At 53.5% G+C, this 14,548-nt stretch carries 13 protein-coding genes; 6 read left to right on the top strand and 7 right to left on the bottom strand.

The features are described 5' to 3' along the window. Genes sirB2 through hemA form a run of 4 tightly spaced genes read right to left on the bottom strand, consistent with a single transcriptional unit; the run spans position 1 to position 3,615 of the window. On the bottom strand, positions 1–393 hold the full coding sequence (sirB2, locus tag ACIPDS_RS05205) for an invasion regulator SirB2 (protein WP_400733297.1): 393 nt from the start codon (positions 391–393) through the stop codon (positions 1–3). Further along, positions 390–1,241, bottom strand: a complete 852-nt coding sequence (gene prmC, locus ACIPDS_RS05210; RefSeq protein WP_400733503.1) for a peptide chain release factor N(5)-glutamine methyltransferase — start codon at positions 1,239–1,241, stop codon at positions 390–392. Before prmC ends, sirB2 begins: the two co-directional genes overlap by 4 nt. Beyond that, positions 1,241–2,323, bottom strand: coding sequence for a peptide chain release factor 1 (gene prfA, locus ACIPDS_RS05215; RefSeq protein ID WP_061281305.1), 1,083 nt, complete (start codon positions 2,321–2,323; stop codon positions 1,241–1,243). Before prfA ends, prmC begins: the two co-directional genes overlap by 1 nt. A gap of 35 nt (positions 2,324–2,358) precedes the next feature. Next, entirely contained in the window at positions 2,359–3,615 is a 1,257-nt protein-coding gene (hemA, locus tag ACIPDS_RS05220) for a glutamyl-tRNA reductase (RefSeq protein ID WP_400733300.1), read from the bottom strand. 209 nt (positions 3,616–3,824) lie between these two features. On the opposite strand from hemA, the gene lolB reads away from it, so the two are divergent. The 4 genes from lolB to dauA all read left to right on the top strand — a co-directional run bounded on the left by lolB (position 3,825) and on the right by dauA (position 8,258). Then, a complete protein-coding gene (gene lolB, locus ACIPDS_RS05225) occupies positions 3,825–4,448 on the top strand; it encodes a lipoprotein insertase outer membrane protein LolB (protein ID WP_166513758.1) in 624 nt (207 codons plus the stop codon). Further along, a complete protein-coding gene (gene ispE, locus ACIPDS_RS05230; protein WP_400733506.1) occupies positions 4,448–5,296 on the top strand; it encodes a 4-(cytidine 5'-diphospho)-2-C-methyl-D-erythritol kinase in 849 nt (282 codons plus the stop codon). Before lolB ends, ispE begins: the two co-directional genes overlap by 1 nt. 208 nt (positions 5,297–5,504) lie before the next feature. After that, positions 5,505–6,452 carry a ribose-phosphate diphosphokinase gene (prs, locus tag ACIPDS_RS05235; protein WP_112203978.1) on the top strand — a complete coding sequence of 316 codons (948 nt, stop codon included), beginning with the start codon at positions 5,505–5,507 and terminating at the stop codon, positions 6,450–6,452. A 123-nt stretch (positions 6,453–6,575) separates the two neighbouring features. Next, positions 6,576–8,258 (top strand): C4-dicarboxylic acid transporter DauA, encoded by a 1,683-nt coding sequence (gene dauA / locus ACIPDS_RS05240; protein ID WP_400733303.1) that lies wholly within the window; start codon positions 6,576–6,578, stop codon positions 8,256–8,258. A 142-nt stretch (positions 8,259–8,400) separates the two neighbouring features. Here dauA and ACIPDS_RS05245 read toward each other — a convergent pair whose 3' ends face one another. Together ACIPDS_RS05245 and ACIPDS_RS05250 are read right to left on the bottom strand one after the other, a co-directional pair. Further along, positions 8,401–9,864: a pyridoxal phosphate-dependent decarboxylase family protein gene (locus ACIPDS_RS05245; protein ID WP_400733305.1), complete on the bottom strand. Its 1,464-nt coding sequence runs from the start codon at positions 9,862–9,864 to the stop codon at positions 8,401–8,403. A gap of 13 nt (positions 9,865–9,877) precedes the next feature. Next, positions 9,878–11,263: a diaminobutyrate--2-oxoglutarate transaminase gene (locus ACIPDS_RS05250; RefSeq protein WP_400733307.1), complete on the bottom strand. Its 1,386-nt coding sequence runs from the start codon at positions 11,261–11,263 to the stop codon at positions 9,878–9,880. Between the two features lie 612 nt (positions 11,264–11,875). Here ACIPDS_RS05250 and lysC point away from each other — a divergent pair. After that, positions 11,876–13,237: a lysine-sensitive aspartokinase 3 gene (gene lysC / locus ACIPDS_RS05255; RefSeq protein WP_400733310.1), complete on the top strand. Its 1,362-nt coding sequence runs from the start codon at positions 11,876–11,878 to the stop codon at positions 13,235–13,237. Between the two features lie 85 nt (positions 13,238–13,322). Here lysC and ychH read toward each other — a convergent pair whose 3' ends face one another. Continuing rightward, positions 13,323–13,601: a stress-induced protein YchH gene (gene ychH / locus ACIPDS_RS05260; RefSeq protein ID WP_400733312.1), complete on the bottom strand. Its 279-nt coding sequence runs from the start codon at positions 13,599–13,601 to the stop codon at positions 13,323–13,325. Positions 13,602–13,958: 357 nt separating this feature from the next. Here ychH and pth point away from each other — a divergent pair, with 357 nt between their 5' ends. Then, positions 13,959–14,543, top strand: coding sequence for an aminoacyl-tRNA hydrolase (pth, locus tag ACIPDS_RS05265; RefSeq protein ID WP_062778722.1), 585 nt, complete (start codon positions 13,959–13,961; stop codon positions 14,541–14,543). Positions 14,544–14,548: the final 5 nt, after the last annotated feature.

A 14,548-nucleotide genomic window follows, 5' to 3' on the forward strand; every position in this document is an offset into this window, starting at 1 on the left:
CTACCCCAACAGCGGAACTTTAGTGATGGCGAGTTTAACGATGATGCACAACACCACCAGCGCCAGCAGAAAGGCGATAAATCCGCTCTGCTGACTGCGCGGACGACGACGTCCCAACGCGACAAACCCCAAAAAGATGTAAATGATAACGCCAAACAGTTTTTCCGTCAGCCATGTCCCCTCTTCGGTGAAGGGAAAATAGCGCGTCATTACCATCAGCGCGACGCCGCTTAGCAGCAGAATGCTGTCAACGGCGTGCGGTAATACACGCACCCAGCGCGCATCAAGCAAGGCATTCTGGTGATGTTTCCACCAAAAGCGTAACGCAAAAAAGGTGACGGAAAAAATGGCTGACCCAATATGTAAATAGAGCACCCACAAAAACAAACTCATCTGCAAACCTCTGGCTTATCCAACCATTGCGCCAGCGTCAGGCGATCGTTATCGCCGTAGTCACGGCAGGTTTGTGCATGCTGATATCCCGCGGCGCTGAACAGTTCACGCACCGCCGCGCCCTGCTTCCAGCCGTGTTCCAGCAGCATAAATCCGCCTGACTCCAGATAATGGCGCCCCATATTGATGATATGCGCAAGATCGGCCAAACCGTTGTCGGCCGCCACCAGTGCGGTTTTCGGTTCAAAACGCACGTCGCCCTGAGCGAGATGTTCATCTTGTTCGTCAATATACGGCGGATTACTCACAATCATCGCAAAACGCTGTCCGTCCAGCGCGCTGAACCAGTCGCTTTGCAAAATCGTAATATTCGTGATGCCAAGATTAGCCGCATTACGCTTAGCCAGCGCCACCGCATCGGCAATAAAATCAACCGCGGTCAGCTGGCAATCAGGCCGTTCACTGGCCAACGCAAGCGCCACCGCGCCAGTGCCGGTGCCTAAATCGAGGATCTGACAGGCGCTTGACGGCAGATGTGCCAGCGCTTGTTCAACCAGACATTCGGTATCCGGGCGTGGAATAAGCGTCACAGGAGAGACAAACAGCGGCAGTGACCAGAATTCACGCGTCCCCACCAGGTGCGCCACCGGCTCACCGTTGACTCGACGAGCTAATAGCCCCGCCAGCGTCTCCAGCTGCGAGGCATTCAGCGGTGTCTCATCAAAGGCCAGAATATAGGTGCGCGCCTTACCGGTCACATGTTCCAGCAGGATTTCGGCGTCACGTTTCGGGCTTTCGCTCGATGCCAGCGCTGATACAGCCTGCTGTAACCACTGTCGAAAAGTCATCATTCCGTGTCGGACAACGCCGCCAATTGATCGGCCTGATATTCCTGAACGATAGGCTCAATCAGCATATCCAGCTTACCTTCCATCACTTCATCCAGGCGATACAACGTCACGTTGATGCGGTGATCGGTAACGCGCCCCTGCGGGAAGTTGTAGGTACGATTGCGATCGCTACGATCGCCGCTACCCAGCAGGTTACGGCGTTCAGAGGCTTCAGCCTGTTGGCGACGCGCAATTTCAGCCGCACGGATACGCGAACCCAGCACCGACATCGCTTTCGCTTTGTTTTTATGCTGTGAACGTTCGTCCTGGCACTCCACCACAATACCGGTTGGCAAGTGGGTAATACGGATTGCCGAGTCGGTGGTGTTAACGTGCTGACCACCAGCACCGGAGGAACGGAAAGTATCAATACGCAGGTCTGCCGGGTTGATATCCGGCAGTTCCGCTTCCGGGACTTCTGGCAGTACCGCGACGGTACAGGCAGAGGTGTGGATACGGCCCTGCGATTCGGTTGCCGGCACGCGCTGCACGCGATGGCCGCCGGATTCAAACTTCAGTCGACCGTAAACACCTTCGCCGCTGATTTTGGCAATTACTTCTTTAAAGCCACCATGCTCGCCTTCGTTAGCGCTCATGATTTCAACACGCCAGCGGCGGGATTCCGCATAGCGGGTGTACATACGGAACAGATCGCCAGCAAACAGGGCCGCTTCATCCCCGCCGGTACCGGCACGGACTTCGACAAACGCATTGCGTTCGTCGTCCGGGTCACGCGGCAGCAGCAGTACCTGTAACTGTTGTTCAAGCTGCTCTTCGCGAGCTTTGGCTTCCTGTAATTCTTCCTGCGCCATTTCGCGCATTTCAGGATCGTCGAGCATCATCTGCGCGGTTTCAATATCTTCCTGAACCTGGCGCCAGTCGGTATAACAACGAGAAACGTCGCCCAACTGCGCGTACTCACGCGACAGCGCCCGGAAACGGTCTTGATCGGCGATAGTCGCCGCATCTCCAAGCAGCGCCTGAACTTCTTCATGGCGCTCGTAGAGAGCTTCCAGTTTAGCAACAATAGAAGGCTTCATTGGCGTAAATGCACCTTGTAATAAAAAGAGTTGTGCTACTCCAGCCCGAGGCTGTTGCGCAGAATATGCAGGCGTTCATCATCCCCGTCACGGGCGGCCTGCTGAAGAGATTTGGTTGGCGTGTGGATTAAGCGGTTGGTTAACTTACGCGCCAGATCCTGCATGATAGCCTGTGGATCGCCGCCGTTTTCCAGCGCAGACATCGCTTTTGCGGTAAGTTCTTCACGCACGCTTTCAGCCTGAGCGCGATATTCACGAATGGTATCACTGGCGCTTTGCGCGCGCAGCCAGGCCATGAATTCGCTCGCTTCCTGCTCCACAATGGTTTCAGCCTGCACCGCGGCGGCTTTACGCTGCGCGAGGTTGTGCTGGATGATATTTTGCAGGTCATCGACGCTGTAGAGGTAGGCGTTAGCAAGCTTGCCCACTTCCGGCTCAACGTCGCGCGGTACGGCAATATCCACCAGCAGCATCGGCTGGTTACGTCGTGCTTTGAGCGCGCGCTCGACCATCCCTTTACCAATAATCGGCAGCGGGCTGGCGGTAGAACTGATAATAATGTCGGCTTCTTTCAGCCGTTCGTCGACGTCGCTCAGGGCGATGACTTCTGCCCCGACTTCATCTGCCAGCACCTGCGCGCGTTCACGCGTGCGGTTGGCAATCAGCATTTTTTGTACATGGTGCTCGCGCAGATGGCGCGCCACCAGCTCAATGGTCTCCCCTGCGCCAACCAGCAGCACGGTGACCGTTGAGAGAGATTCAAAAATCTGTCGCGCAAGCGTACAGGCGGCAAACGCCACCGACACCGCACTGGCGCCGATATCCGTTTCGGTACGCACACGTTTTGCAACAGAGAACGATTTCTGGAACATGCGTTCCAGCGAGCTGGCATTAAGATGCCCACGGCTGGAATCGGCAAAGGCTTTTTTGACCTGACCTAAGATTTGCGGTTCACCCAATACCAGCGAATCCAGCCCACTGGCAACGCGCATCAGATGGCTGACGGCATCGTTGTCCTGGTGCCAGTACAGGCTCTGGCGCAGTTCTTCTTCATTCAACCCGTGATAATCACACAGCCAGCGGACGATAGCCTCGTGGAGGTTATCCTGCTCTTCTACGCTTAGGTAAAGTTCAGTGCGGTTACAGGTCGACAGGACCACGCCTCCCTGGACCATTGGCTGAGCCAGCAGGCTCTCCAGCGCCTGGTCAAGCGAATCCGGCGAAAACGTCACTCGTTCTCGCAGCGCTACCGGGGCTGTTTTGTGGTTAATGCCAAGAGCTAAAAGGGTCATTGTGCGGGAATAGTACCAGCGTTGATAAGGTTAGTCTGAGCGCATCATACAGGATGCGCGAGATCAATAAAAGGGAGGCTCCCCTTTTGGAGTAATAGCCGAGCTCGGTTAATTTTATGATTTAAGACAACTTGAGCGTAGACGCTGCCCCCCGGCAACGCTAGCATTAAGCGTAATAACTGCAACGCATTTCAAGGATTGTCATCATTATGACCCTGTCTGATTTCCGCACGTTTCGTTTACTGCCGCTGGCAGCCCTGGTGCTTACCGGCTGTACCCTTACCGCTCCACAAGGCCCCGGTAAAAGCCCAACCTCACCTCAATGGCAGCAGCACCAGCAGGACGTGCGTAAGCTAAGCCAATACCAGACGCGCGGCGCATTCGCGTATCTTTCCGACCAGCAGAAAGTTTACGCCCGCTTCTTCTGGCAACAGACCGGTCAGGATAATTACCGCCTGCTGCTGACCAATCCACTGGGCAGCACCGAGCTTGAGCTGATTGGCAAGCCGGGCTCCGCGCAGCTGACGGATAATAAAGGCCAGCACTATACCGCCGCCGATGGTGAAGAGATGATAGGCAAACTGACCGGTATGCCGATTCCGCTTAACAGCCTGCGTCAGTGGATCCTCGGTCTGCCGGGCGATGCGACGGATTATAAGCTTGACGATCAATATCGTCTGAGCGAACTCAATTACACCCAGAACGGGAAAACCTGGAAAGTCGTCTACAGCGGCTACGACACTAAAACGCAGCCTGCCCTGCCTTCTAATATGGAACTGACGCAGGATTCTCAGCGCATTAAGCTGAAAATGGACAACTGGATCGTGAAATGATGACCCGCTGGCCTTCTCCCGCAAAGCTGAACCTGTTCTTGTACATCACCGGCCAGCGCCCGGATGGTTACCACACTTTACAGACGCTGTTTCAGTTTCTCGACTACGGCGACACGATTACGATTGTTCCCCGCCGTGACGGGCAATTACGTTTGCTGACGCCGGTTGCCGGTGTGCCCGATGAAGATAATCTGATCGTGCGCGCGGCGCGGCTACTCATGAAATCGGCTGCCGAAAGCCATCGGCTACCTGAAGGCAGCGGTGCCGATATCAGTATCGACAAGCGTTTACCGATGGGTGGAGGTCTGGGCGGCGGTTCGTCGAACGCCGCCACCATACTGGTTGCACTCAATCATCTTTGGCAATGTCAACTGTCCGAAGATGAACTGGCAGCGATCGGTTTAACCCTCGGGGCGGATGTGCCGGTATTCGTGCGCGGTCACGCGGCCTTTGCTGAAGGCGTAGGTGAGATACTGACGCCGGTTGATGTGGCGGAAAAATGGTATCTGGTTGCCCATCCCGGTGTCAGTATCCCCACGCCGATCATTTTTGGCGATCCCGAACTGCCGCGAAATACCCCTGTCAGGTCAATAGAGACGTTATTAAATGGTGAATTCGCTAATGATTGCGAGGTTATCGCAAGAAAACGTTTTCGCGAGGTTGATGATGTGCTTTCCTGGCTGTTAGAATACGCGCCGTCGCGCCTGACTGGAACAGGAGCCTGTGTCTTTGCTGAATTCGACACAGAACTCGCTGCCCGCCAGGTGCTTGAGCAAGCCCCGGAATGGTTGCAAGGCTTTGTGGCGAAAGGTGTCAACCGTTCGCCATTGAAGCAAGCCCTACTCTGAATCATTCGGATTTCCGCCAGTTTTGCTGACGAACGAAGAATGTGAATGCGTAAACCCTGCCGGGCAAACTGAGCTCCGGTGACAACGTCACCCCGTTCCAGACGTTGCATCGTGCTCTTTAATACACCGCCTGGATGAAATCGCGCCTGGCCCGCACAGTTTTTGGCCCGTTTCATCCACCACTGGACGCATGCCTGAGGTTCTTCTCGTGCCTGATATGAAGCTTTTTGCTGGTAACGCCACCCCGGAACTAGCACAACGTATTGCCAACCGCCTGTACACTTCTCTCGGCGACGCCGCTGTAGGTCGCTTTAGCGACGGCGAAGTCAGCGTACAAATCAACGAAAACGTACGCGGTGGTGATATTTTCATCATCCAGTCCACTTGTGCCCCTACTAACGACAACCTGATGGAATTGGTTGTTATGGTAGATGCCCTGCGTCGTGCTTCCGCAGGCCGTATCACTGCCGTTATCCCTTACTTCGGCTATGCCCGTCAGGATCGTCGCGTACGTTCTGCGCGTGTACCTATCACCGCTAAAGTTGTCGCTGACTTCCTGTCAAGCGTTGGCGTTGACCGTGTACTGACCGTTGATCTGCACGCTGAGCAGATTCAGGGCTTCTTCGATGTTCCGGTTGATAACGTGTTTGGTAGCCCGATTCTGCTCGAAGATATGCTGCAGCTGAACCTGGAAAACCCAATCGTGGTTTCTCCAGACATCGGCGGCGTAGTTCGCGCACGTGCTATTGCTAAACTGCTGAACGATACCGACATGGCTATCATCGACAAACGTCGCCCGCGTGCGAACGTTTCCCAGGTTATGCATATCATCGGTGATGTTGCCGGTCGTGACTGCATTCTGGTCGATGACATGATCGATACCGGCGGCACGCTGTGTAAAGCGGCTGAAGCATTAAAAGAACGTGGTGCGAAACGCGTATTCGCCTACGCCACCCACCCGATCTTCTCTGGTAATGCGGTGAATAACCTGCGTAACTCCGTCATTGATGAAGTTATCGTATGCGATACCATCCCATTAAGTGATGAGATCAAAGCGCTGCCAAACGTCCGTACCCTGACGCTGTCCGGGATGCTGGCAGAAGCGATTCGTCGTATCAGCAACGAAGAATCTATCTCTGCCATGTTCGAGCATTAATCGGATTTGGTTAAAAAACCCGCTGCGGCGGGTTTTTTTGTCTATAGTGTTTATTTGTATGATTTATGCCAACTTCACTGCCATTCACCTGACAGATGATGCGCTCATGGATGAAACAGTATTGTGAATAAATTATTCTCCCCTGATGTGATGCCTTTCCGCGCACTGATTGACGCCTGCTGGAAAGAGAAATATTCCACCACTCGCTTTATGCGTGACCTGATTGCCGGGATAACCGTCGGTATCATTGCCATTCCACTGGCGATGGCGCTGGCCATTGGCAGCGGCGTCGCGCCACAGTATGGTCTGTACACCTCTGCCGTCGCTGGGATTATTATTGCCCTGAGCGGTGGCTCCCGTTTTAGCGTCTCCGGGCCGACTGCCGCTTTTGTGGTGATCTTGTATCCGGTCTCGCAACAATTTGGCCTCGCCGGTTTACTGGTCGCCACGCTGATGTCCGGCCTGTTTTTGATCCTCTTTGGCCTTGCCCGTTTTGGTCGCCTGATTGAATACATTCCGCTGTCGGTCACCCTCGGTTTCACCTCAGGGATCGGCATCACCATCGGGACCATGCAGATTAAAGACTTTCTTGGCCTGCAATTAACGCACGTCCCGGAACACTATTTACAGAAAGTTGGCGCACTGGTGATGGCGCTGCCAACCATTAATTTTGGCGATGCTGCCATCGGTATTGCCACACTCGCCACGCTGATCCTCTGGCCGCGCCTTGGTCTGCGCCTGCCGGGCCACCTGCCGGCACTCATTGCCGGTTGCCTGGTGATGGTGATTGTTAATCTGCTCGGGGCCCACGTTGCGACCATCGGCTCGCAGTTCCATTACATTCTGGCCGACGGCTCACAGGGCAACGGGATCCCACAACTGTTACCGCAGTTTGTTCTGCCGTGGGACTTACCCGGTTCGACGTTCACGCTCAGCTGGGCATCGCTGCACGCCCTGCTGCCCGCCGCCTTCTCGATGGCGATGCTCGGAGCAATTGAATCACTGCTGTGCGCGGTGGTACTTGACGGCATGACCGGCACCAAACATAAAGCCAACAGCGAACTGATTGGTCAGGGGCTTGGCAATATCGTTGCGCCGTTCTTTGGCGGCATTACCGCCACCGCTGCGATTGCCCGTTCCGCCGCGAACGTACGCGCGGGCGCAACCTCCCCGGTTTCCGCCGTGATCCACGCCATTCTGGTGATTCTGGCGCTGCTGATTCTGGCACCGGTACTCTCCTGGTTACCGCTGTCGGCGATGGCCGCCCTGCTGCTGATGGTGGCATGGAACATGAGCGAAGCACACAAAGTGGTGTACCTGCTGCGTAAAGCGCCAAAAGACGACATCATCGTGATGCTGATCTGTATGTCGCTGACCGTCTTGTTCGATATGGTTATCGCCATTAGCGTGGGTATCGTGCTTGCGTCGTTACTGTTTATGCGCCGTATCGCCCGCATGACGCGCCTGTCCGCGGTAAACGTTAGCGTGCCGGATGATGTGCTTGTGCTGCGCGTAATAGGCCCGCTGTTCTTTGCCGCCGCCGAAGGATTATTTACCGATCTGGAAACGCGTATTGAAGGCAAACGGATTGTAGTGCTGAAGTGGGATGCGGTGCCGGTGCTGGATGCCGGTGGTCTGGATGCCTTCCAGCGCTTCGTGAAGAAACTGCCAGAAGGCTGCGAACTGCGCGTTTCTAATCTCGAATTCCAGCCGCTGCGCACCATGGCGCGCGCCGGTATTCAGCCAATCCCTGGCCGTCTGGCATTCTTCCCGAATAAAGATGCCGCATTAGCCGATATCATTTAAACCGTATCCCCGTAACCCGGCCAAGCGAAGCGCCGCCGGGGAGGTTACGGAGCTTTTCCCGGCGGCGCTTCGCTTGGCCGGGCTACAGACTACAGACAAAAAAATGGCTCCCGAAGGAGCCATTTTTATCACGGGCAAATGCTTACGCTTTCAACAACTGTTCAGCGGTCGCTTTCACGCTTGCCAGCAGAGTTTTCACATCGTCCAGGCATACCGTTGGGTTCAGCAGCGTCAGTTTCAGGCAGGTTACGCCATCGGCTTCCGTTACGCCCACGTTCGCACTGCCGGATGCCAGAAGCACGTCGCCAATACGCTGGTTCAACAGCGCAACAAAGGCCATATCGGTGCTATCTGGACGGAAGCGGAACAGCACGCTCGCCAGCTGCGGTTGCATCACCAGCTCAAGAGACGGCTGAGATTCAACGTATTGCGCCACTTCGCGCGCCAGCGTAACGCCGTTATCAATGATTTCGGCATACTGCTTTTTACCCAGCGCTTCGAGGCCCATCCACAATTTCAACGCATCAAAACGACGGGTCGTTTGCAGAGACTTCGACACCAGGTTCGGCACGCCGTGCTCTTCATCAAAGTCAGAGTTCAGATAAGCGGCCTGGTAACGCATCAGTTCATAATGGCGAGCGTCTTTTAGCAAGAACGCGCCACAGCTGATGGTCTGGAAGAACTGCTTATGGAAGTCCAGCGTGACGGAATCAGCCAGCTCAAGTCCGTTAAGGAAATGACGATACTTCTCAGACAGCAGTAACGCCCCGCCCCATGCCGCATCGACGTGCATCCAGATCTGATGCTCTGCGGCCAGTGCGGCGATTTCCGTCAGCGGATCGATAGCGCCCGCATCGGTTGTACCGGCGGTTGCCACAATCGCCATGACCTGCTCACCGTTGGCTTGCGCCTGCGCCAGCTTCTCTTGCAGATCGTTAAGATCCATACGAGAGAAAGCGTCAGTTTTCACAAGCGTCACAGAACGGTAGCCCAACCCCATCAGTGCCATATTTTTTTGCACAGAGAAGTGAGCATTTTCAGAGCAGAACACTTTGATCTTACTCAGATCACCGGTTAGACCATCCTGCTGGATAGAGTGCCCAAGACGCGCGAAATACGCATCACGCGCCAGCATCAGCCCCATCAAATTGCTCTGGGTACCGCCACTGGTGAAGACGCCCGCGTCGCCAGCCCCGTAACCCACCTGCTCGCGCAGCCATTCAATGAGCTTAATCTCAATGATGGTGGCAGAAGGACTCTGATCCCACGAGTCCATACTCTGGTTCGTGGCGTTAATCAGCACTTCCGCCGCCTGGCTAATCACCAGACTTGGGCAATGCAAATGCGCCACGCACTGGGCATGGTGAACAGACAAGCTGTCTTTTAAGAAATACTCAACCGCACGCTCAATAGCGGCCTGGTTGCCCAGGCCCCCGGAGGTGAAATTCAGGCTGATACGAGAACGCAGCTGTTCAACGGTTTTGCCCTGATACATCTCAGGCTGCTTTAACCATTCGACAACGGCTTGAGTACTCTGCTCGATAGCGTCCTGATAGGCAGCAATGCTTTGCGGCGAACCGGACAGAATCGGGTTTACATCAGACATTCGATCCACTCCGTTAAACCGGCTTCACGCCAGCGCCCAGCAAGGCGTTTTCGAATTTATCGAGGAAGATTTCCAACTCAGCGTTGGTGATAAGCAGCGATGGCAGTAAGCGCAGTACGCAACCGTCGCGACCGCCGCGCTCCAGAATCAGCCCATTTTCGAAGCATTTTTTCTGCAGCAATGCAGAAAGCGCGCCATCGGCCGGGTAGCAGCCCATGTGATCCTGAGCTTCATTTGGCTTCACAATTTCAAGACCGATCATCAGACCTAAACCACGCACCTGGCCAATCACCGGATAACGTTTTTGCAGGTCAGCCAGCTTCCCTTTCAGCCACTCGCCCTGGGCGGCAACTTTATCGGCAATCTTATCGTCTTTGAGGATTTTCAGCGTCGTCAGACCGGTGGCCATCGCCAACTGGTTGCCGCGGAAAGTCCCGGTGTGGTGGCCTGGAGACCATGCGTCGAACTGCTTTTTGATACCCAGCACGGCCAGCGGCAGACCGCCACCGACAGCTTTGGACATCACGATGATGTCCGGCTCGATACCCGCGTGTTCGAAGGCAAACAGCTTACCGGTACGGGCGAAACCAGCCTGTACTTCATCAATGATAAGCAGAATACCGTGTTCCTGGGTGACTTTACGAATACGCTGCAACCACTCAACCGGAGCCGGGTTAACGCCGCCTTCGCCCTGAACGGCTTCAAGGATCACCGCCGCAGGTTTACGCACGCCACTTTCAACGTCGTTAATCAGGTTTTCGAAGTAGTAGGACAACGCCTTCACGCCCGCTTCGCCGCCGATACCCAGTGGGCAGCGGTACTGGTGCGGATACGGCATAAACTGCACTTCGGCCATCATGTTGCTGACGGCTTCTTTTGGCGACAGGTTACCGGTGACGGACAAGGCACCGTGGGTCATCCCATGATAGCCGCCGGAGAAACTTATCACGCTGGAACGGCCGGTCACTTTTTTCGCCAGCTTCAGCGCAGCTTCCACCGCATCGGCGCCGGATGGGCCGGTGAATTGCAGGCAATACTCTTTGCCTTCGCCCGGTAACAGGGAGAGCAAATAAGATGAAAATTCATCTTTTAATGGGGTAGTCAAATCGAGCGTATGTAACGGTAAGCCGCTGGTGATGACACTTTGAATACTTTGAAGCACATCGGGATGATTATGACCAAGCGCCAGGGTTCCAGCACCTGCCAGACAATCAAGATATTGATTATTTTCTACATCAGTTATCCAGACGCCCTGCGCTTTGGCGATAGCCAATGGCAGTTTACGCGGATAGCTCCTGACGTTAGATTCAAACTCGGCTTGTCTTGCTAAAAAGGTATCATTGGTTTGTGTTAATGAATTAGCACGTAAAGTATCAATACGGACTTTATCCGTCATCATATCACTCCTACAACCAGGTGTAGTTTAACGCCTGATTGAATAAAGGGTTTAAGGATTACCTATAAAAAAGCGCGGCTAATATATGTTGTTTTAGCGAAGGGCTCAATCATTTATTTTTAGCCAATTAAAAAAACACATCAACCCTTTTAATATCAACCACTAACAACACCACAAACTGAGCCGACCACTTCGCTTTTGTTACCTTTTATCGCTAAAATCCACACTTAGATACATGAACAACAATGCAATGAAGTCCATCAGATTTTCAGGGTTTTATTATTTATTTACACGTTTTTACCGTTAATAACACGGCGTACTTTCGTTTAAAGGACGATCATTCACTGTTTGCCGATAAATAAAATAAAACAGTCGATTCATAAGAATAAATCACTTAGTATGGCGCGCTTATTTACACCGGCTGTAAATAAAGAGCGCAAGTGCATTACCGGTAACGATTGGCAGGCAAAACACGTTATCGACAACAGGATTGATTCCTGGGTTGTCATCAGAAATGTCCGCGGGCGGATGTTTCGTAAGGCGAAGACTCTTCCCTTATGCCGAGAATGAAAATTTTCTAGCCATCATGTGATGGCGCCCTGATATGAGATTGTTATGACTCGCATTTATCCACAATTCATCGTTGCCAAATTTGGCGGCACAAGCGTCGCTGATTTTGATGCGATGAACCGTAGCGCCAGCATTGTTCTTGCTGATCCCAACGTTCGTTTAGTCGTTTTGTCTGCATCTGCAGGCGTTACAAACTTGCTGGTTGAACTTTCAGAAGGTCTGGAAAGTCCTCAACAATTAGACAAGCTTGAGACTTTACGCACCATCCAGTACAACATTATTTCTCGTTTAAAGCAGCCATCCGTTATTCGCGCGGAGATAGATAATCTTCTCGATAATATTGGTCAACTGGCTAAAAGCGCAATGACATCTCCCTCCACCGCGTTAAGCGATGAATTGGTGAGTCATGGAGAATTAATGTCCAGCCTGCTGTTCACCGAGGTTTTGCGTGAGCGTCAGGTTGAGGCCAGTTGGTTTGATGCACGAAGCGTGATGCGAACCGATGCGAATTACGGCTGCGCAGAACCCGATGTCAACGCGCTGGCGGAGTTAGCGGAGCTGCATCTTCGTCCACGGATTGAACAAGCGGTCATGGTAACCCAGGGCTTTATTGGTCGGGATAATGCCGGTCATACCACAACGCTTGGACGCGGCGGCAGCGATTACACCGCCTCATTGCTGGGTGAAGCGCTTCACGCGGCGCGTGTGGATATCTGGACCGATGTTGCGGGGATCTACACGACCGATCCACGCATCACCCCTACCGCCAAACGCATCGACAGCATCTCATTCTCTGAAGCCAGCGATATGGCCGCCTACGGGGCAAAAGTTCTCCACCCAGCGACCCTGCTGCCTGCCATGCGCAAAAATATTCCGGTTTTTGTCGGCTCCAGCAAAGATACCGCCGCCGGAGGAACGCTTGTGTGCTGCACAACGGAAAACCCTCCGCGTTACCGTGCAGTTGCGGTGCGTCGTAAGCAGACGCTGCTGCGTTTGCACAGCCTGGACGCCCAGCCAACCCACCGTTTTCTGGCGCAGATATTTGCCATTCTGGCGCAGCATGCGGTTGCCGTTGATCTGATAACCACCTCAGAAAACAGCGTTGCGCTGGCGCTCGACTCCACGCATGCCACCTCTGGTGATGAGGGAGCGCTGACCAGCGCGTTATTTACCGCACTCTCATCACATTGCCGCGTAGAAGCGGAAACCGGGCTGGCGCTGATAACGTTAGTGGGTAACCAGCTCACTCACGCGGCCGGTGTTTGTCAGGATGTGTTCAGCCGTCTCGAAGAACAGGCGGTACGCATGATCTGTCACGGTGCCTCTAACAATAATCTTTGTTTCCTGCTGCCAGGCGACGTCGCAGACAGCGCGGTTAGCGCATTACATCGCCGTTTATTCGAATAAATGGCGCAGTAATAGAAAAACAAAGCCCTGGTCTTATTGGCCAGGGCTTTATTCTTTGTGAACCACGATGAAAACGCGGTGCGGCTTAACTATGATTGTGATTACCGTTGCGACGGCAGCGTTTGTCATAATGGCGAACCCACCAGTATCTGTCACAAACCTGCTCACGTCCGCCTACGCGCGCGCCGGTTAACCAGAGAACAGCACCGACAAAAATGCTGAGAATGGCACCATGAGCAAAGAACTGCGGCAGATTAAGCTGCGGCAACTGGTTTAAAATTGAGTAACCAACGCCGACGACCATAACGGCCAGACCTAATCCCATGAGCACATTACCGAGTAACGAAGCGTTTTTGCGTTTCATAGTGTCACCTCCGTAGATTGGCTTGGGTTTCGGGTTATCGACTCTCTGGATTGCGCGTTGCAGGAAGGCAGTGAACGAATACGGCCAATGTATCTGCAACGAGAAACACGTTGAGTATATCCCTATTCCTTATGTGTAAAGTATAGACAACACCGCCAGGTATAATTGCGTGAGCGATCACAAATGGACACTTATGGTGAACAAAACTTTACATTTAAGTTACTGAAATACATTAAATCCACATTATATCGCTGTTGAACTATTCGGTTTTCACCGCTTTCGGCGCTTATTTTTGTCAACAGCGTCATCACGACGTAAACTAGCCGCCGTTAAGATTGACCACTCAGGAATAAATACGTGACGATTAAACTGATTGTCGGCCTGGCGAATCCCGGCGCAGAGTATGCGGGAACGCGCCATAACGCTGGCGCCTGGTATGTCGATTTGCTGGCAGAACGTTTTCGCGCGCCTTTGCGTGAAGAGAGCAAATTTTTTGGCTACACCTCCCGCATCAATCTTGCAGGAGAAGACATTCGTCTACTGGTGCCAACCACCTTTATGAACCTCAGCGGTAAAGCCGTTGCGGCGCTGGCAACCTTCTATCGTATTAATCCAGATGAAATTCTGGTGGCTCACGATGAGCTCGACCTGCCGCCAGGGGTAGCTAAATTTAAACTCGGCGGCGGTCATGGTGGCCACAACGGGTTAAAAGATATCATTAGTAAATTGGGCAATAACCCTAATTTTCATCGCTTACGTATCGGAATCGGTCATCCGGGCGATAAAAGCAAGGTTGTCGGTTTTGTATTAGGTAAGCCCCAGTCGGCCGAGCAGAAGCTCATTGATGATGCGGTAGACGAAGCGGCGCGCTGTACCGAGGTCTGGCTAAAAGACGGCCTAACCAAAGCGACCAACCGTTTACACGCCTTTAAAGCACAATAAGTGCT

Origin of the sequence: Kluyvera sp. NPDC087067 (assembly GCF_044745165.1) — a bacterium.
In the GTDB taxonomy this organism is placed as follows: domain Bacteria; phylum Pseudomonadota; class Gammaproteobacteria; order Enterobacterales; family Enterobacteriaceae; genus Kluyvera.

Bases quoted from the DNA above. Each gene is read 5' to 3' on its own strand.
- ACIPDS_RS05250 (WP_400733307.1), bottom strand. From the start codon at position 11,263: ATGATGACGGATAAAGTCCGTATTGATACTTTACGTGCTAATTCATTA.
- prfA (WP_061281305.1), bottom strand. From the start codon at position 2,323: ATGAAGCCTTCTATTGTTGCTAAACTGGAAGCTCTCTACGAGCGCCAT.
- lolB (WP_166513758.1), top strand. From the start codon at position 3,825: ATGACCCTGTCTGATTTCCGCACGTTTCGTTTACTGCCGCTGGCAGCC.
- ispE (WP_400733506.1), top strand. From the start codon at position 4,448: ATGACCCGCTGGCCTTCTCCCGCAAAGCTGAACCTGTTCTTGTACATC.
- sirB2 (WP_400733297.1), bottom strand. From the start codon at position 393: ATGAGTTTGTTTTTGTGGGTGCTCTATTTACATATTGGGTCAGCCATT.
- hemA (WP_400733300.1), bottom strand. From the start codon at position 3,615: ATGACCCTTTTAGCTCTTGGCATTAACCACAAAACAGCCCCGGTAGCG.
- ychH (WP_400733312.1), bottom strand. From the start codon at position 13,601: ATGAAACGCAAAAACGCTTCGTTACTCGGTAATGTGCTCATGGGATTA.
- prmC (WP_400733503.1), bottom strand. From the start codon at position 1,241: ATGACTTTTCGACAGTGGTTACAGCAGGCTGTATCAGCGCTGGCATCG.
- lysC (WP_400733310.1), top strand. From the start codon at position 11,876: ATGACTCGCATTTATCCACAATTCATCGTTGCCAAATTTGGCGGCACA.
- ACIPDS_RS05245 (WP_400733305.1), bottom strand. From the start codon at position 9,864: ATGTCTGATGTAAACCCGATTCTGTCCGGTTCGCCGCAAAGCATTGCT.